The organism is Providencia heimbachae ATCC 35613 (genome assembly GCF_001655055.1).
GTDB lineage: Bacteria > Pseudomonadota > Gammaproteobacteria > Enterobacterales > Enterobacteriaceae > Providencia > Providencia heimbachae.
In genome coordinates this window covers 47,045-66,178 of the sequence record NZ_LXEW01000037.1, presented here as the reverse complement: position 1 = coordinate 66,178, position 19,134 = coordinate 47,045, and the positions used below count along the sequence as shown (strand labels likewise).

The window sequence follows — 19,134 nt, the reverse complement described above, 5'->3', positions numbered from 1 at the left end:
ACTATCTTAACTTGAAATTATTTCATCTGGCTTAATTAAACATACTATACCCAAAATAATTCGAGTTGCAGGTAGGCGATAAGCGAAGATAGGCGGGGGAGCATAGATAAACTCTGTGACTCAGCTAGCTGAACGTAGTCAACAACCCTGCAACTTGAAGGATGACGGGTATGATCACCACTCACATTACTGTACTTAGCAATGGTCTTCTGTATTTTTGTATAAGTTATCACCTATTGCTATAAAAAAACCCACGCTGTCGCATAAGACAACAGCGTGGGTTTTACGAACGATAATACTTTAATATTATTATAAAAATGCGCCGTAAATAACTGATGTAATTGAAGCGAGCCCACAAATAAAGGTGAAAGCTTGAGCAACGGTTGAGGTACTGAATTTTTTCATTGCAGGCACGATACGCATTGCAACCACAGGTAGGATAAATAGGATAGCCGCAATCATTGGTGCGCCCATCGTTTCAATCATCCCTAAAATACTTGGATTACGAATAGTCACAATCCACGTAGTCAGAACAATAAACAACATTGATGCTGTTTCAATTTTCTTCACCGAGAAAGAAGAACGCGATTTAATCAAACCAACAAGACCTTCATGAGCACCGAGGAAGTGACCAAAGTAACTTGAAACGATTGCGGCAAATGCCACGATAGGACCTAGATAAGAAATAATGGGTGAAGGATTAATATTTGCAATGTGCGATAACACACTAATATTTTCTTGTTTCGCAATTTCAAGTTCAGCGGGATTTAAAGATAAAACCACTGAAAATACAAAAAACATCACAAAACCAGTCAGCATCAGCGCTGCACCACCGGTTATCATATCCGTTTTGATAATCGCTTTATCACCAAATTGTTGGCGCTGATCTTTAGTGAATTGACTGATGATTGGGCAGTGATTAAAAGAAAATACAATTAATGGAATTGCCATCCAAACAACCGTAGGCAACGACCCCCAATCAGGTGCAACTTCTAACATCGAAGTATTCCACTCAGGGATTAAATATAAAGATAAGGCTAATAAAATTAAGACTAATGGATACACCATTAAAGAAGTCAGTTTCAGCATTAAGTCTCTGCCAAAAACAACCCCTGCAGTCATCGCCGCAATTAAAACACCCGACAATAACCAACGTGGAATTTGCGCCATACCAATTTGGTTAACGAGGAATGAATCGACAGTATTGGTGATCCCAACTCCGTAAATTAAGACAATTGGGTAAATGGCAAAGAAGTAGGCAAAAGTAATGATGTTTGCACCAACTTTACCAAAGTGTTCTTCAACCGTATCGGTAATGTCAGCATTAGGATTTTTAGAAGATAAGACAAAACGTGCTAGCCCTTTATGCGCTAGCCAAATCATCGGAGTTGCTAATAATGCCAATATCACCAGAGGCCAAAAACCACCCGCACCCGCTTTTATAGGTAAAAAGAGGACTCCCGCGCCTACAGCTGTGCCAAATAACGATAATACCCAAGTAAAATCCTTATAAGTCCATTTATTAGCGGGCTTATCTACTGCATTTAGTGTTTTTTCAATTGTGCTCATCGTGTTGTTTTCATCATTTAACATTATTTTAAAAAGATGAGCGGATTTTGCCCGAAATTGAGGTGCTTACCTAGGCTTAATTTAGAATTTTGTTACGCTTTTTGGTGTAGATCTCATTAATAAGGTGAAATCGATAACATTTTATTAATTAAGCAGGTAAATATTCAGGGTTAGCTTAAAAAAACAGCAATAAAATAGGGTGAAATTTCATTTAAGGAGTTAATTCGATTTTTAATACTCTATAAAATAATAAAAAATGGCTAGAAAAATCCTAGCCATTTCTGTCTTTAATACCAATTCATTAGAGATAAATTGGTACGAGGATCTCCGTTGCAATAACAACCACAACCAACCCTACCAATACCGGAACTGACGTTCTTTTTACCACTTCAAAAGGCGAGATTTTTGCCATCCCAGAGACTGCGACAACGACGCCAGAAACAGGTGATAATGTACGCCCTAAGTTAGAAGCTTGTAGCATCGGGATCACTAAATAGGCTGGATTTACGCCCATCTGTTTCGCCAGATGCGGAATTAACTCAACAAAGGCATAAAAAGGCGCATTCCCTGAGCCCGTTGTCATCGCGGCTAACATTGTAATAATAACTAATGCAATCATCATCACAATCGCGCCAGAGCCAAATGACTGGGCAAGGTCAATCAGCCCACTAATAAAGCCAATAGTACTTAAACCTTGCGCAAATACACCGGCTGCGACCAAAAGCATCACGACAGTTGCAAATGCGTCGGCCATACCTCTATAGCAAACCTCTAACCCGCCATACACATGCTTGGCACTGAAGCTACGAGCAAACTCAATCAGTGCAGCTAATATAATACAACCAACAATAATAGTGACTATATGCAGTTCTGGTGCCCATTTACCATCAAATACTAATACACCAATAATTGGTGTGAAGGGTAAGACCGCATAAAACGAAGGCGCATGGGTTTTGATTTCGTTGACATCAAGCATCTCAGTTTTAACGTTTTCTTTCTTATCAAGATAACGCTGCCAAAAGAAATGAGCGATAGACATAGCAACAATCGCGGCAATGGAAATTGGTAATGTGGTTTTAAACGCAAAATCAATCAATGGCATTTCAGCCGCTTGCGCCGCTAAAATAACGTCCCCAGATGTTGGCGCTAAAATAATTGCTGCGGGTGATGCACAGATAGCAGCTGCTGCGCCACGGCTAATTCCGACATTCACCATCACAGGGAATAACGTTGCCATTAACAAAACACCGAGACCCGTTGCAGATGAAACAGCCAATGACATCAAACAAGCAATAATATATGCCGCAACCATCAGTATATAAGGAGAGTTGATCATTTTCAGTGGCTTTGATGCAATTTTAACAACCACATCATTGGCACCAATATGGGTCATATAAGATGCAAACCCACATAACACCATGATCATCATTCCGAGGTCACCACCTCGGCTCATTAATAGGAATTTTATGTATTCTAAAATATCTGTTACGCGCCACCCCGTCGCTTTCACAGATTCAGGTAAAATATTTTTCCCCATTATTGCGGTGATAATAAGAAGTAGAATCCCCCCTGTCATCAACACACCCGTTGCCGAGTAGCCCTTTATGATATAGCGCCCAACCCCAAAGGCGACAATTACGCCAATTAAGAGCTCAATCATTTATTTCTCCTGCCTGTCTCATTTTATCATTATAGAAAATCACTCTGCCTAATAGTTAAGCAAAATTCACTGACGCCGATCATATCAGCAGATGTTTTTTAATATAGAAATGAGTAAAAACACAAGAAAAATAAATAATAATTCTTTTTTCGATATTTATAAAAAACATTTCCCCCAGTTTTCTCGGCAAACTAGGGGAAATAAATTATTTTTATCTTTAGAAAAAATATTTAAAACGAGCACGAAAACCATAACGATCATCATCGTGACCACTTACCATGTTCTGGTTATCAGCATTAATTCTTGAATAATAGGCACCAAGATAAATTTTGTAGTTATCTAAGTCTAAAATCTTAGGTAATTCATAGGAAGTGTACACCGTGTGGATATCATATTTGCCAGGTACCCTATTCAGTACTGAATTAGAGTCAGCTGAAATATTATCGATATTAAAATCTTTGATATCATTATGGGCAAAAATATACCCTAACTGGAGCTTACGCCATAAACCGTAACCGCCAACCGATAAATCTTTTTCCGAGGTTGCATCTAAATAAGCGGTACTCAATGTTAACTGAAGACCGTTGTCCGGATCTTTTTCTAGCGTGTTCCAACCCAATGTCATGCCATAACCATTGCGTTTCGACATATCCTGCCATTTACCATCAACAGCGCCGCCATACGCATTATTAATAACTTGCGATTCCATCGCTGCCGCAATTTTAAAAGCGTTAGGCTGCCATGCGATAACAGGACGTAAATAAATGACATTTTTCTTATTATCTAATTGATAACCATGGTAGGTGTCGCTATCAAATAGAGAGGTTCCATCTTCCACTAACGCATTAATTTCAAAATACCAATCATCGAGTGATTTAGATAACTGTACGCTTCCACCATCACCAGAGCGCCCTCGCCCTTCTTTCATCATATAAATATAACCAAAGCCATCCCCATAGAGATCATTAGCTGTATTACCGGAATATTGGATAAAAGTATCTTGGCCTAATGGGAACATGTCATAAGCTTCATAACGGCCTATTTTAGCTTCCCAGTGATTTTGTTGCCCGAAATAAAAAGCCGCATCATCTAAATTCATTTTCCCTGTCATGTCTGCAAGAGGTTGCACAGTAAAACCGGCATAGTTACCATTATCTTTAGTATGCTTACCATCTAACCCAATTAAAATACGCCCATTAATATCCCAGTTATCACTTTTGTTTGGCTCCTTGTCTTTGCCTAATGCAGTACGAATTGAGGTAATTTGCCCTTTTCTACTGGCTGCATCCATATTGAATTCCACATCACCGTAAAGCTTTAACTCACCATATTCATGGTTATATTGCACACCCACTGCGGGTTTTGAAGTTTTTAATGGTTCTGATTTTGGTGATAATGCAGACTGAGTGACTTGAGTCGACACATTTTTTGACGCCATAATTTGCTCAAGCTGTTGTGCTTTATGTTCGGCCGCTGCCGCTCTCAACTCTGCTTGTTCCGCTCTTTTTTCAAGTGCTTGTAATCTCGCTTCGATTTTACTTAAATCTGTTTCAGCCTGACTCACTGTAGGAAAAACTGCAATTAAAGCCATTGCAATGGCAGATACCGTGAATTTCTTCATATTAATACCTATTTGAATTAAACCGATAAATATAGGCTGCACATCGCAACCAAACAGAACCTTGTTTTATATGAAATAATATTATTGTTTAGATTATGAGCGGGTATTATATGACTAATTGATGTTAACGTTAACAATTAATCCTAAAAGAGATACAGAAATCACAATTTATTCGTGAAATTTCGATTTTAAAAGTCATCAGTAGGTAAAATGATAGTGAAAAATGAAGGTGTTTGATTGGACAATTATTCGTTTTTAAAAATCTCAAAAATCATATCACCGAAAAAACCACGATACTGTAAATAACGAATTTGCCGGCTTTTTTCTTTAAAATCACTAGGTAACTCATCACCAAATTTTTTACTGCGCACTTCAGCCGCTTTTTCAAACCAATCAACGTCAATGCCCTCGAAATGTTTATCGACAAGCGATTCGATAAAACCTTTTTGCCGCATCTCTTGTTTAATTCGTAATGGGCCATACCCTTTTCGGACATAACCTTGCATCAATAAAGAGACAACGCGATCATCATCAAGAAAATGCTGTTCGCTCAGTCTGACTAAGACGGCCTCAATTAAAGCTTCATCAATGATGCCTTCATTCTTTTCATACATTCTGCGTTTCATTCGAGCAAATAATTCTGCTTTACCGTAATCACGGCGGGAAAGTAAAAAGAGGGCATATTGATAAAGTTCGGAATCATTCATTAGGCTACGTCTTTTGTCATTAAAAATGAGTGGGCACTTTAGCGTGCCCAATCCGTGTTAATGAACTTGAGCACCGCTAAGTAATTTATAGATTGTATCAGGTGTATAGCTCCCATCCTGAAAATAAATAGTCCAATCTGTAATATCTTCGCGAGTTAACGGATAAACTTCACCTTCTTGCATGGTTTGTACATAAAAGGGATGATTGATTAGACGCCCTTCGAACTGCTCCCCTTGCCAAGAAATTGGCTCAAACCACATATGCTCATGACCATCATAATCCTCTTCTGCATCATGATAAGTGATACCGCATTTCACTAAAAAACGCCATTCAGTTTCAGTTTCTTCTTCCGATTTACTCATAAATTTTGCAAAGAAACCTTTCTTCTGAGCAATAGGCTTTGGACCATAATTATCAAGCATATGCGTAAAATACTCCCAACGCAGTTTTGCTTTACGTGACATATCTGCGGTCTCTTCGTCCGTTCGCATAAACATGATGGCATTTTGATCTTCAAAGCCTTGGAAGAAGCTCTCAAGTATTGGGTTTTCTTGTGTAACACGGAACAACATTACTGAGGGGTGCTGATGAGACTCGTCTCTATCATGCCAATCCCCCATAAAGCGCTCAGAATTAGCATCGCCAAATTCAAAATTCATTTCTTCAAGCGGTTTTAAATCATCCACAGCGGTTGATTGCCCGACGTGCAATAACCCTTCTTCAAAGGGTACAGCCACGAGATATTCATAACCCGTTTGTGTTTGCCCGATAAAAATCGGTTCATTAAATACAATTTTCCCCTGAGTAATGCTGTTATTCACAAAACTCCAAAACAACTCAGGGATCCCGTAATAAGAAGCAATCGGGTGCGGAATAATAATTTCAGCTTCAGATAAACCGCAACGCGCTAAACCGTGGGTATGGAACCAATACATGGTCGGTGCACGTTCTTCTTCTGGTGTTTCTTCATTACCTTCTTGATCGTAAATAGCATGTACCACATACAGTGAATCAATGCTTGGCATTAAATCGTCAATGAGTTGGAAATTTAACCATTCTCGTGTAAATACTTTTCCTGCTGCGGAAATATCTAATCCTAATAATAAATCAGGTACTAGTATTTGGATGATTTTTAACTGCTGAAGATAATTAATTAAAGGCTGCTCTTGGAACATACATTCAACAATAACGGCTTGCTTTGCAGAACTGGCTTGAGCATATAATTCTGGGCTAATCGGATCTGTTGCAAAGTATGGGTTAATTACATAGTCTGGATCACTATCGACCAATGAGATATAAAAGCGCAGTTCTTCTTCACCCTTTTTACATGAAAAAAAGAAACCACTCTCTTCTGGTATATAGTCAATTTCACCATCAGTGAAATAAGTTTGTTCTTCTAAACGTTGCTCAAGTTGCAAAGATGTCAGTTCAAACTCAGGAATAGCCACCATCATGGAAGCTTCTTTTTCCCCTTCCCCAGCCGCAATATCGAGGTATTGTTGTTTATTGTTCATTATTTAAACCTGTAATTTGTTTGCTTGAGGATATCAGCTTATATTCATTAAGAATATTGTGATTATTCTTAACAAATTAATATTGTGATTTCATTCCTTGCATTTACCCTAGGCTAATGAATTATCATTATTCGACAATGATTTATTCTACTTTTCATACTGTATCCACTGAGGCACAATAGTGCCCTATTGATTATCTGCTGAGCCGTATTTTGCAGATGAAGTAATTAAATTGCATTCCAATATAGGCGATGAAATATGTCTAATTTAACTAAAGAGCAAGAAGAATACGTTGATGATTTAGCCATGCAACGCGTTTTTAATATGAATAATGATGATGTTTTTGTTAATGCCTTAGAACAAAAAATTCATCAGATGGAAGATCACTTAAAAACATACTTCCATGAGCGCGTTAATTTTCATCAGCAAAATAAAAAATAACCATTAATTCCTATTTTGTGTCGATGGCGAGCGCGTTATCGGCACAAAATGTTGATTATTTTCTTCTTAAATCATTTCCACTGGTTGATTATCAACAAGTGTTATTGATTACCTATCTTTAAAAAAAAAGCATCATGAGCCATCTCTAAAGCCATTCACTGTGTTAATATTCTAACTATATATATATAAATTTAGTTATTCACCTTTTTACACTTCTTGATTTTAGAAGATTGAGCCCATTTATGACACGCATTCAACTCAGCATTGCGCTGATTCTCTCGCCTTTGATTAGTATACCAACCAGTTTTGCCGACAGTGACCGCCCTTTATTCTCCATGACAATGAGTGAATCTGGCGTCCCACAAAATAATAGTGAAGGGGGAATTACGCGTTCTTCTTCTAATGAATCTCGCGTACTGCCTATTTGGGGAGATGAAGCCCGAGCTCGCGGTTATGATTTACCTGAACCTTTTGGGGCTAGCTACGGTTATATGAACCTACGTCAAGATGTTAAAGTCGATAAAATTGCATTTACATCTGAAAAAGGAGTGCAGATTCCTCGTGTTAAATTCGATTTAAACGATGATTTAATGATTCAGACAGGCCATACCCGAAGTAAAAATGAATCGCATATGTTAAAGCTCGATACTTGGGTTTTCCCCTTTATGAACGTATACGGCGTTTATGGAAAAACCAAGGGAACATCAACAACCAATCTTGATAGTGTAAAAGCTCGTGTCAAAATTTTTGGAAAAGAACAGATTCTTGATATCGGTAAGGATTTGCCTTTTGAATTAGATTATAAAGGGAAAACTTATGGTGCGGGAGTCACTTTTGCAGGTGGATATAACCAATTCTTTAGTACCTTAGACTTTAATTATACCAAAACTAACCTCGATATTTTAGATGGAAATATCTCTGCTTTCGTTATTACACCGAGAATCGGTTATGAATTTGTATTTGAGCCTTTAATTACTGGCCAAGGCAATACTAAGGTGCAAATTTGGACTGGCGCCATGTATCAGGATATTACTCAACGTTTCAAAGGCGATATCAGTAAATTAGATTTACCTCCTGAACTGAGTAGGCTTATGGCCTTAGCTCCTGACGATGCAAAATTTGACGTCAAACAACACCTTGCCCATAAATGGAATAACACAGTTGGCGCGCGTGTTGAATTAACACGTAACTTTAACGTTCTGACTGAAATCGGCTTTAATAATCGCAATAGCTTCTTTATTTCTGGAGAGTTCCGTTTTTAATGTTAAGACTGAATCTCTTACAAAGGCTGGCATTGTTCAGCCTTTTTATTGCGCTATCTTCTCATGGACAAATACTCCCCGAGCGCCAACAAATTGATAGTTGGTTAAGCGAGCTGGGCGGAGAAAATAGTTTCGATGAAACTAAAGCCATCGACTGGGGTGTATTACCGGGGCCTTTTTACACCCCTGAAATGGGTTTAGGCGTTGGCACCGCGCTGGTTGGGTTATATCGCATCGATAAAGACGATAAAATCACGCAGCCTTCATCTATCGGTTTAAGTGGCTTCGCCTCATCAACTGGCGCTTTTGGTGTTAATTTTACCAACTATAATTTTGTTGATAACGACCAATGGCGTTTATTTGTTTCAGGTACCATCAATAATGTCCCTACTTATTATTGGGGAAAAGGGTACGCAGCGGGTAAGAATGACCATAATAAAGAAAAATATCACTCGCAAGAATTCCAAATAACCCCAAGAGCACTCTATAAGCTAGGGGATGCCACTTATATTGGCTTAGGTTGGGAATTTTCATCGATGAATGCCAGCGATCCTGATACTGGCGCGAAAGCCTATTTTGCGCAATCCGTCGGGGGTCGCTCCGTAATAAGTTCAGGCCTTAGTGCTTATTACAGCTTTGATACGCGCGATTTTTTACCTAATGCACATCAAGGGCAAGCATTCGAAGCAGTATATACCTATTTTGCACCTGATTTCGGCAGTGATACTCGTTTCCAAACGACTCAACTACAATATGCGTTTTACCATGAAATAACTGAAAAAACCGTATTAGCCATTGATAACTATGCTCGCTTCTCAACAGGTGATGTACCTTGGAACCAACTTTCATTGCTGGGTAATGGCAATCGTATGCGAGGCTATTATGAGGGGCGCTATCGTGATAACAATATTTTCACCAGCCAAGCTGAGATAAGACATAAACTCGATTGGCGACATGGTGTCGTTGGTTGGGTAGGAACAGGCACAATGAGCGACTCCCCATCTGAGTTAGGTAAAGGACACTGGCTGCCGACTGTTGGTGTTGGTTATCGTTTTGAATTTAAACCAAGAATGAATGTACGACTTGATTTTGGTATTGGACGTAATAGTACTGGGGTCTATTTTCAGGTTGGCGAGGCTTTTTAATGCGTAATCTATGGGTAATTGCATCTTTAATATTAATCCTCAGTGCTTGCCAAAGTGCACAAAAATTAGACTTATTACCGATAACACCTGAACTTGCCAGTGAAACTCATGAACAAGCCGTGAAAGCGTGGCCAGTCCTGACTGACTTAGACTCTCCCCAAGGTTTAAGAGCTTGCTGTGCATTTGGCTATGATCTGCAAGCACAATTATGGGGGATCCCGGTTCCCTTCTATACTATCGATAATATTGTTGAGGCCGATAAACTCGGTGAGCACCATTATAATGATAGTTTTTTCGGAGCAACCGCCGCCTTAATGGGGATTAGCGATGAAAAGGTTGGGCTGCTATACACCGATAAAGGCGGCTTTATCGATATCTCTCATGTTAGGGATACCGCAGATTACACGCTTTACCTCTTTAGCCAAATTTACCCACGCTTAGGCCAAGAATGGTCACTGTCATTGAGTGATGAACTTACCAGTAGAAAAATTTATTTTACGGCTTTTACACCACCGCAATCACCTGCTCAGCGCTACACACTCAGTGCCTATTTAGCGGCAAAACTCGCATTTCAGCTCGCGGCATGGCACGAAATAGCCCAATGGTATGGTTATCAATCCGTCCCTGGGTTCTCTGAAAGTATTTCTGCTTTTTCCCCAGAAGATTTGTACTCTAATTTATTAGGTGCGAGGCTCTCATTGACGTTAATTTTACATGGCAGAGCCCAATCCTTGTCGGTATTTTCACAATCAATGGCAGAAATACTGCCCTTAGCATTGCATGAGCTTGGTGAGGCAAATAAAGAAAAAACCCGTAAAATGTTTGATGATATTGATGGTCTTTGGTGGAATAGCTATCAACGAGTACCCGAGAAATTTTTAGTATTAACTCGCGACTATAATACTGAAGACAACAGATACCCATTATTTCCAACCCAAATGATAGCATCAGCGCATCAACGGCTCAGCTTACCTGAGTATTACCTTGGCTATTCACTCGAACACTTAGCGCAATTACGTCTGTTACCAACCCAAAATATGCAGCAACTCCCATCACCATCTTTATATTGGACAATTGCTGATTTTCCTCGGCTAGCAGAAGAAGCAAAACAGCAAGATATCCAGCAACAAATTTTGTTATTTCACGGATCAAAACTAAACGGTAAGTAGGGAATTAGATAGAATACAAAAGCTAAATACACACCCCATTTATCGGTTTTTTCCGGCGATTGATTCCCGATTTTATTTTTCTTTTTTAGACAAGTAAATGGTTCATAAAACGATAATTTAGCAGAGTTGATTAAAAAACAAGCCATCACTTGATTAATAAATAACCAAAATGACCTTATAATAACCCAATGAATTGATTGAAATTTGTTCAAATTTAACTTATGAAACGGTAGTTACAGCTGCAACAATCAATTTTATTTAATAAATTCACGCTTGAAATAATACCAAAAAATTCAATACAAACCTTTAATTACAACAATTTCAAAAAATCAATAAACGCATCAACAAAACAATACAGAAATTCCCCTAATGTCAACCCGATAAGTGTAGCTCATGAAAATTTATTCTGCTAATATTCGCTCGATTTTTGTTCAGAGAAACTTAGGAGAAGCAAATGCCCTCTCGAACGATGAGGACAAAGGCCGTCTTCGCTTTCTTATTTTTATTGTTATTTTCGAGTCTTAGTTTGGGCTCCACCAGTACCAGTACTATGCTCAATAAAGAGTATTCTCACAAGGCGGTGCAGAGCACAAATCAAGCTCAAACTTCGTTGCCTGATTTGCGAAAATACCCATCTGGTACACCACGTAAGAAAGCATTTTTGAAAACGGTTGTCCCTGTAATTGAAAAGGTCAATAAGCAAATAATGGAAGAGCGTAATTGGCTACTTTCAGTGCGCGCTAACAAGAAATGGAGCGCTCAAGAGCTACGTCGACTGACCCAGATCTGCGACAGTTACAGTATGAATTGCAGTAACCCAAAACGTATCAATTGGGATAAATTACTGAGTCGCGTAGACATCATGCCTACACATTTAGTGGCAACACAAGCAGCAACAGAGTCTGGTTGGGGTACATCACAACTTGCTCTACAAAATGGTAATCTGTTTGGAATGCGCTGTGGCAGCGGTTGCCAAACCAAAAAAGGAAAAGTTAAAGGCTACTCAACTTACTCTTCTGTCGAAGAAACAGTTACTGCCTATATGAAAAACATGAATACCCACAATGCTTACGAATCTCTACGTAGTTCGAGAGCAAAGCAGCGTAAATCAACAGATGATTTAGATACCGCGAAGCTTATCAATGATATGAAGGGGTACTCAGAGTTAGGTTCTACTTATAATCGTTATTTACAAGAGATGTTCGCGAGCAACGAAGAATTGATTACACAAGCTCAAAAAAGAGCAGCGACTCGCATTTAATTTGTATCACCAGGTACAAGACATAAAAAATCCACCCTCGGGTGGATTTTTTATTCTGAGTTCTAAATAGCCCAAATTATGGCAGAGGACACCTTGGGGCAGACCCAAGTGGCAGAGTGAAACCAACACCGCGACAATTTGAAAGACAACGAAAAAAACATTTTCTATGGATTTCGAGCCACAGCTAGGCGACAAATGAGTGAAGTCCTAGAAGCATACATAAGTATGTGACTAGGGTTCACGAATGCAGCCAACAACGCTGTGGGTTGAAAGACGACGAAAAAACATTTTCTAAATAGTCTACGTTATGGAAGAGGACAGCTTGGGAAGCATACACAAGTATGTGACCCAAGTGGTTGAGTGAAACCAACACCGCCATAGCGTGAAATATGACGAATCAATAAATACTCTAAATAGTTCGCGCTGTGGCAAGGCGGTGAACGAAGACAGCTTGGGGAGCATACACAAGTATGTGCCCCAAGTGGCAGAGTGAAACCAACACCGCCACAGCGTGAAATATGACGAATCAATAAATACTCTAAATAGTTCGCGCTGTGGCAAGGCGGTGAACGAAGACAGCTTGGGAAGCATACACAAGTATGTGCCCCAAGTGGCAGAGTGAAACCAACACCGCCATAGCGTGAAATATGACGAGTATCCCGTAATAATCTTATTGCATCGTAAACTATTACTAATATCATATACACTTCAACGATAATAATTAACTTTTGAGTCTAATATGAATTTTTTCTCATTCGAGTTTCTTGGCTCTTTTTTGGTCTTTTTTCTTATTTATTGGAGCTGTCAGCCAAGTGCAAAGCTCCAAAATGGACTACTCATTACTGCAAGCTATTTTTTTGTTTACTCGTTTAGCCCCGATTTTGCTTATATTCTATTTAGCTATACGCTATTTATTTATCTATTAACTAACTGGGCGACAAATTGGATTTCCAATAAGTGGGTATATATCATACTGGCCACTGTTATTATTGGATTTTTCACGCGCTTTAAATATTATTCTTTTTTCCAAGAAACAATACAGCAAACACTGGATAAATTTGGTTTGAGTGTTGGGCTACCTATTATTGAAATACTGGCGCCACTTGGCCTCTCTTTTTATGTGTTTCATTCCGTTAGCTATACCGTTTCGGTTTGCCGTAAAGAAATGCCTAAAGCTGATTTTTTTGATGTCACCTTATATCTTGCCTTTTTTCCGAGTATTGTTGCCGGCCCAATCAATCGCGCTAAAAATTTCATTCCACAAATCCAAGCAGAAAGCCGCGTTATATTGGATGGTAGAAAAGCCATTCTGCTTATTTGCTTGGCATTGGCTAAACTCTTTTTATTCAGTTCGTTTCTTGCCGAAAATTATGTTAACCCAGTATTCGATGCCCCCGTAGGATATAGCGCAGGGGAAATAATCGTGGCGACCTATGCCTATGCATGGAATATCTATTTTAATTTCTCCGGCTATACCAATCTTGTTACAGGTATCGCGCTATTACTTGGCTTTAGAGTGCCTGTTAACTTTAATGCACCCTATATGGCTGCCAACCTAAAAGAATTCTGGGCACGCTGGCACATCAGCTTATCAACGTTTATTCGTGATTATATTTACATTCCCCTTGGCGGAAACCGTAAAGGGTTTAGTCGCATGAATGTTAACGTATTCCTCGCTATGGTAGTTTCTGGACTATGGCATGGCTCGGCAATGACCTTTGTTGTATGGGGCGCAATACATGGTTTAGGAATTGTATTACTCAATCTTAAGAGTTTATGCATGGAAAAACTGGGTTGGACAAAAACATTACTCAATAAATCTGTCTCGACCCTGCTATCACGCATTATTACTTTTCACTTTGTCTGTTTTGCTTGGATATTTTTTCGCAGTCCAACTTTTGATGATGCGATTCTCATACTTAATCAGATTACCGCCCCCGGGTTCATTGCATCAGTAAGCGCAAGCCTTGGACTTATTATCGCTTTTTGGCTATTACTGCTTGCCTATCCTTTTTGCGTTCAGGGTTATCATTATATTGCGAGAAAATACCCAGATATTGCTTGGTACTATTATCCAATCCCACTCGCTATCATTTTGACGATTATGTTTATGCTTTCACCTTCTGGAATGCCGGGATTTATTTATGCTAACTTCTGAGTTTAAACATACTCTTCTGAAAACTGGGCAAGTGCTATTTATTGTACTAGTCGCGGGTTTATTACTGATTTGGTTAAATCAAGGCTCATTAGCGAGTTTTTGGCAGCAAAAATACCACCGAGAGGCCCCCTGGGCGAATATGTCCGGTAATCCTGCCTGGGACTATGGTGCCTACTTGAATGATGGCGTACAAGCCGCTGGAAGCGCATTTATCTACCATGCTTCAGGACTCAAGGCCAAAGAAGAGAAGGAAACGGCAAAACATGCCCTTGCCAATCAAGGTAGCAGGCTAAATTTCCCTGATAATTTTCGGGTTGGATTACATTTTCTTAATGGCTATATCTATCCCGCAGAGAGTTTATCAATTACGTTTCCTGAATTACTTAAGCGCCCTCAAGCTAGAGAAAATCGGACAAAACTTCACTTTGGTACTTTTACCGCCAAGCAAAACCTTCCCATTGTGCCAAAACACATTGCCAACATTGTACAAGGAGAGCAGGTTCTTTTTGCGGGTGATTCGATGATGCAAGGTGTCGCTCCCCATGTTAAAAACATGCTCTTGAAAAAGTATAATATAGACAGCATAAACTTAAGTAAGCAAAGTACAGGGCTTGCCTACCCACGATTTTTCAATTGGCCGCAAACCATTTCTAAGACATTGAATGATAACCCGAACATTAAAGTATTAGTGATGTTTTTAGGGCCAAATGACCCTTGGGATATGCCGCCACAAGAGGGTTATAAATACATTAAGTTCAAAAGTGAAAATTGGGAGCAGGTGTATCGGAAGCGGATTAGTGATATATTATCCACCGCTCGACAGCACAATGTCGATGTTATTTGGGTAGGCCCTCCTAATATGCGTAAAAATACGCTGTCTGATGGTATGAAATTCTTAAGAAACCTCTACCAATCCGAAGTCGAGGATAATGGTGAAATTTACTTTTCAGCCAATGACGTCTTTAAATATAAAAATGACGACTATTCTGACTATATCGGTGATGAAAGCAGTGCTATAAAATTGAGAAGTGGTGATGGGATCCATTTCAGCACCAAAGGGCAACAAGCCATTGCTGAAAAAGTGTTTTCATTAATACATTTCGAAGAGGAAGAAAAGGAACCTCATGAAACTGAACAAACTGCGTCAAGCCAAAACTAAATTAGCAGCGGCAGGTGCTATTGCACTGCTGTCTCTTAGTTTATTGTCTTGCCAGAATACCGCTGACAAAACGAGTAAGGCGACCAAACCAACAGGCCAACCTAGCTTTGAGCAAGGGCAGTTAATTAATAACGCCGAGCCAAACTTAACCCGTTTGGCAAACAAGCTACACCAAGGTAACCAACAAGTTCATATTGTTCAAATAGGTGATTCACATACCGCCGCAGACTTTTTTAGTGGCAACCTAAGAACCTTGTTCCAGCAACGCTATGGTGATGCTGGTCCCGGTTTTGTGCCACCTATTTCAGTTCCCGGCCAACGCACCGCGACGATTAACCGCATCAGCGATAAAAAACAATGGCAATTATCTTCAAGCCGTAAAGATGAGCGCTTCGACTATCCATTGGGTGGCTTAATTGCGCAACCACTGACAGGTAACAACAGCGTGCTATTAAAGCCGTTACAGCCTGCACAAGGGGCATATCAGCTACAAACTTTGTATCAAACCCCATCGGATACGCAAATAAGTGTGTCCCCTGCGGCTTCACCAGTGGTTTCATTACCTGCTACCGGTAATAGCTGGCGCTTCTCATCCCCCGTCAATACTCAGCTACCTGCTCAGATTACGGTTGGTAAAGAAAATAACTTAAAAGTCGGTGGCTGGTTATTGCGCTCAACCAAACCGGGCGTGATGCTTTCCGCATTAGGTTTAAACGGGGCAACCCTCAGTATGGTTGATAAATGGCAACCTCAGTGGAGTGAAACTTTGGCTCAAATGTCACCAGATATGGTGATTTTAGCTTATGGAACTAACGAAGCGTTTAACGACAACCTTGACCTTGTGGCTTATGAGCAAACATTAAGAGAAAAAATTCGCCTTCTACGTCAGCAAATGCCGGAAAGCGTTATTTTGTTAGTCGGACCAAATGACTCGATCAAATTCAGTAATGCAATGAGCTGTCAGGCACAAATGCCCGTTCATTTAATGGATGTCATCAAAATCCAAAAAACAGTAGCGGAACAAGAAAACACGCTATTCTGGGACTGGCAAGCCTTTATGGGCGGCCCTTGCTCAATAAAAACTTGGGCAGCTCAAGATTTGGCACGTCCTGATAATGTGCATTTATCCGTTGAAGGATATAAGAAAAGTGCTCAGGGTCTGTATAGCCAATTAAATCAAATCTTGAATTAATATTTTTTTGTCGCCCATAACAAAAAAGTCAGCTTACGATAAATAAGCTGACTTTTAATTTTAATCTCTCTTAATCCTTTAAGTTACTTCGATGCCGTATTCCCTTTGTAGCTACCCGCAAATTAAATTATGTGGGAGATAGCCGCTATCTTACAAAAATGCGAAGAAAATCATCCCAACAATCGCACCCGTTGTCCCTAAAATCGTTTCCATCACTGTCCACGTTTTCAATGTTTGCGCTTCGGTTGCGCCGGTAAATTTACCAAACAACCAGAAACCGGAGTCATTAACGTGGCTAAGAATCAAAGAACCACCTGAAATACAGATAGCCAATGCGGCAAGCTGTGCGCCTGAGTAACCAAGTTCACCAATCACTGGAAGCACTAAGCCCACAGTAGTTAAACAAGCTACCGTCGCGGAGCCTTGAATAACACGCACCGCACCTGCAAGCACGAAACACGCTACCGCTATTGGTAAGCCAGCACCAATTAGAGAGTCACCCAATGCAGGGCCTACTCCTGAGTCAACAAGGATTTGCTTGAAGACACCACCAGCACCGGTAACTAATAAGATGATACCCGCCGGTTGGATCGCCGCAGAACAAATCGCCATGATTTTTTCTTTGTCTAAGCCGTAACGAAAACCAAGACCATAAATCGCTAATAAACAAGCCAGTAGCAATGCAGTGAATGGATGCCCGATAAACTCTAACCAGTGTTCAAGCGTTGATCCTTGTTGAACAAAGTGCGTTCCAATCGTTTTTAATCCAACCAAGACCAATGGAAATAATACTAAGCATAAGCTGAACCCAAAGCTCGGCATTTTGCCATGCTCTGTTTGAGGCGCTTGGTAATCGGCAGGAATTTCAATATGCACGAATTTACTGATAAAATTACCGAATAAAGGACCGGCTAAAATCATACTTGGAATTGCAGCGCAAAGACCGATTAAGATCATCCAGCCGTAATCAGCGCCCATTTGCGATGCAACTAGCATTGGAGTTGGTCCCGGTAATAGGAAAGCCGCCGCAGCAGCAACCCCCGCAAACAAAGGGATTGCTAAGCGAACGACATTGTGACCCGTACGGTTAGCAACGGCAAAAACAACACCGATCAGTAAAACGATCGCCACATCAAAGAACAGCGGTAATGCACAAATTAACCCGGCGACACCAACCGCATAATGCGCCCGCTTTTCACCAAAGAGATTCAGTAATTTATTCGCAACCTGATCGAGCGCACCTGTTTCATGTAAAATTTTACCGAACATCGCGCCGAGTGCGACAACAATCGCTAAGAAACCTAACGTTCCCGCCATCCCTTTTTGCATCGTTTCTGTAATTTGTTGCACCGGCATACCGGAAAATAGTCCTGCACCAATCGAGACTATCATCAAGGCAACAAACGCATGTAAACGCGCATACATCACTAAAAACAATAATAAAACTACAGAGCCAACCGCAGTTAACACGAGGGTTAACGTGCTGAGCGTTTCTACAGGTGTGTTCATGGCTTATCTCCAGCTACAATTTGTCTAATCGTTGAGCAGGTATTACCGATGACATCTTCAAGGGATTGACGAATGTCAACGACATGAACATCAGCCTCTGCTTCGTTAGGTTCTTCGAGTACTGCAAATTGCGTTTTTAACATTTCAGGCTTAAAGAAGTGTCCTTTACGCGCTTTCAATCTTTCTTCGATAACGGCTGCATCACCTTTTAAGTAGATAAAAAATAAATTTTTATTATCTTCTCTTAAAATATCGCGATATTTTTTCTTCAATGCAGAACATACAATCAAAGAAACATTATTGGTTCTTTGCATGGCAAAAATTGCCTGATTTAATGCGCTCAGCCAAGGTTGGCGATCATCATCGTTCAATGCATGGCCTGATGCCATTTTCAAAATATTTGTTTTAGGATGCAAAAAATCGCCATCCAAAAAAGCCGCATTAAGTTGCTGTGCTGCACCGCTAGCAACCGCAGATTTGCCGCTACCCGATACCCCCATTAGGACAAATGAATAGTTTTGATTTTGGGTATCACTCATAGGAAACTCCTCAGGCATTAGAAAGATATCATCTCGTTCTATTTTTAAATTCGATTAATGTTACCGGTAACAAGTTACGGGTAACATTATCAGCAGTAGGGATTTATTTAGCAATTATATTGGCGAAGAAAAAAACAGATTTGTGATGATTATCTCAATAATCGATGAGATGAATACGAGGAAGCTAGTGCTGGGCGCGTGGCTAGGGTTAGAGAGTGCAAGCAACA

At 40.0% G+C, this 19,134-nt stretch carries 16 protein-coding genes; 8 read left to right on the top strand and 8 right to left on the bottom strand.

Annotation, left to right across the window (positions count from 1 at the left end):
* Positions 1 to 309 precede the first annotated feature (309 nt).
* The 5 genes from M998_RS12845 to M998_RS12825 form a co-directional block, all read right to left on the bottom strand.
* Positions 310 to 1,569 (bottom strand): aromatic amino acid transport family protein, encoded by a 1,260-nt coding sequence (locus tag M998_RS12845; protein WP_068909213.1) that lies wholly within the window; start codon positions 1,567 to 1,569, stop codon positions 310 to 312.
* A gap of 301 nt (positions 1,570 to 1,870) precedes the next feature.
* Positions 1,871 to 3,229 (bottom strand): anaerobic C4-dicarboxylate transporter DcuC, encoded by a 1,359-nt coding sequence (gene dcuC / locus M998_RS12840; RefSeq protein ID WP_068909211.1) that lies wholly within the window; start codon positions 3,227 to 3,229, stop codon positions 1,871 to 1,873.
* Between the two features lie 217 nt (positions 3,230 to 3,446).
* Positions 3,447 to 4,850 (bottom strand): carbohydrate porin, encoded by a 1,404-nt coding sequence (locus M998_RS12835; protein ID WP_068909210.1) that lies wholly within the window; start codon positions 4,848 to 4,850, stop codon positions 3,447 to 3,449.
* Between the two features lie 245 nt (positions 4,851 to 5,095).
* Positions 5,096 to 5,557 carry a regulatory protein RecX gene (locus M998_RS12830; RefSeq protein ID WP_068437403.1) on the bottom strand — a complete coding sequence of 154 codons (462 nt, stop codon included), beginning with the start codon at positions 5,555 to 5,557 and terminating at the stop codon, positions 5,096 to 5,098.
* A gap of 57 nt (positions 5,558 to 5,614) precedes the next feature.
* The gene (locus tag M998_RS12825) at positions 5,615 to 7,072 is read right to left on the bottom strand and encodes a DUF4026 domain-containing protein (RefSeq protein ID WP_068909208.1); all 1,458 of its coding nucleotides are present in this window, start codon (positions 7,070 to 7,072) and stop codon (positions 5,615 to 5,617) included.
* A 258-nt stretch (positions 7,073 to 7,330) separates the two neighbouring features.
* Here M998_RS12825 and M998_RS12820 point away from each other — a divergent pair, with 258 nt between their 5' ends.
* The 5 genes from M998_RS12820 (at position 7,331) to M998_RS12800 (ending at position 12,350) form a co-directional block, all read left to right on the top strand.
* Positions 7,331 to 7,513: a hypothetical protein gene (locus M998_RS12820; RefSeq protein ID WP_068437397.1), complete on the top strand. Its 183-nt coding sequence runs from the start codon at positions 7,331 to 7,333 to the stop codon at positions 7,511 to 7,513.
* A 242-nt stretch (positions 7,514 to 7,755) separates the two neighbouring features.
* Positions 7,756 to 8,775, top strand: a complete 1,020-nt coding sequence (locus M998_RS12815; protein ID WP_068909206.1) for a hypothetical protein — start codon at positions 7,756 to 7,758, stop codon at positions 8,773 to 8,775.
* A complete protein-coding gene (locus M998_RS12810) occupies positions 8,775 to 9,920 on the top strand; it encodes a BamA/TamA family outer membrane protein (protein ID WP_068909204.1) in 1,146 nt (381 codons plus the stop codon). The genes M998_RS12815 and M998_RS12810 overlap by 1 nt, the downstream gene beginning before the upstream one ends.
* The gene (locus M998_RS12805) at positions 9,920 to 11,089 is read left to right on the top strand and encodes a DUF4056 domain-containing protein (RefSeq protein ID WP_068909203.1); all 1,170 of its coding nucleotides are present in this window, start codon (positions 9,920 to 9,922) and stop codon (positions 11,087 to 11,089) included. The genes M998_RS12810 and M998_RS12805 overlap by 1 nt, the downstream gene beginning before the upstream one ends.
* Positions 11,090 to 11,543: 454 nt before the next feature.
* Positions 11,544 to 12,350: a protein bax gene (locus M998_RS12800; protein WP_068909201.1), complete on the top strand. Its 807-nt coding sequence runs from the start codon at positions 11,544 to 11,546 to the stop codon at positions 12,348 to 12,350.
* A 305-nt stretch (positions 12,351 to 12,655) separates the two neighbouring features.
* Here the strand turns inward: M998_RS12800 and M998_RS19570 are convergent, their stop codons facing one another.
* Positions 12,656 to 13,051 carry a hypothetical protein gene (locus M998_RS19570; RefSeq protein ID WP_145980638.1) on the bottom strand — a complete coding sequence of 132 codons (396 nt, stop codon included), beginning with the start codon at positions 13,049 to 13,051 and terminating at the stop codon, positions 12,656 to 12,658.
* A gap of 38 nt (positions 13,052 to 13,089) precedes the next feature.
* On the opposite strand from M998_RS19570, the gene M998_RS12795 reads away from it, so the two are divergent.
* Genes M998_RS12795 through M998_RS12785 form a run of 3 tightly spaced genes read left to right on the top strand, consistent with a single transcriptional unit; the run spans position 13,090 to position 16,859 of the window.
* The gene (locus M998_RS12795) at positions 13,090 to 14,508 is read left to right on the top strand and encodes an MBOAT family O-acyltransferase (RefSeq protein ID WP_068437385.1); all 1,419 of its coding nucleotides are present in this window, start codon (positions 13,090 to 13,092) and stop codon (positions 14,506 to 14,508) included.
* On the top strand, positions 14,495 to 15,667 hold the full coding sequence (locus M998_RS12790) for an SGNH/GDSL hydrolase family protein (protein WP_068909199.1): 1,173 nt from the start codon (positions 14,495 to 14,497) through the stop codon (positions 15,665 to 15,667). The genes M998_RS12795 and M998_RS12790 overlap by 14 nt, the downstream gene beginning before the upstream one ends.
* Complete coding sequence (locus M998_RS12785) at positions 15,633 to 16,859, top strand: SGNH/GDSL hydrolase family protein (RefSeq protein WP_068437379.1); 1,227 nt, start codon at positions 15,633 to 15,635, stop codon at positions 16,857 to 16,859. The genes M998_RS12790 and M998_RS12785 overlap by 35 nt, the downstream gene beginning before the upstream one ends.
* Positions 16,860 to 17,009: 150 nt before the next feature.
* Here M998_RS12785 and gntU read toward each other — a convergent pair whose 3' ends face one another.
* Both gntU and gntK read right to left on the bottom strand, forming a co-directional pair.
* Entirely contained in the window at positions 17,010 to 18,368 is a 1,359-nt protein-coding gene (gene gntU / locus M998_RS12780) for a gluconate transporter (protein WP_068437377.1), read from the bottom strand.
* On the bottom strand, positions 18,365 to 18,907 hold the full coding sequence (gene gntK / locus M998_RS12775; protein ID WP_068437374.1) for a gluconokinase: 543 nt from the start codon (positions 18,905 to 18,907) through the stop codon (positions 18,365 to 18,367). Before gntK ends, gntU begins: the two co-directional genes overlap by 4 nt.
* Positions 18,908 to 19,134: the final 227 nt, after the last annotated feature.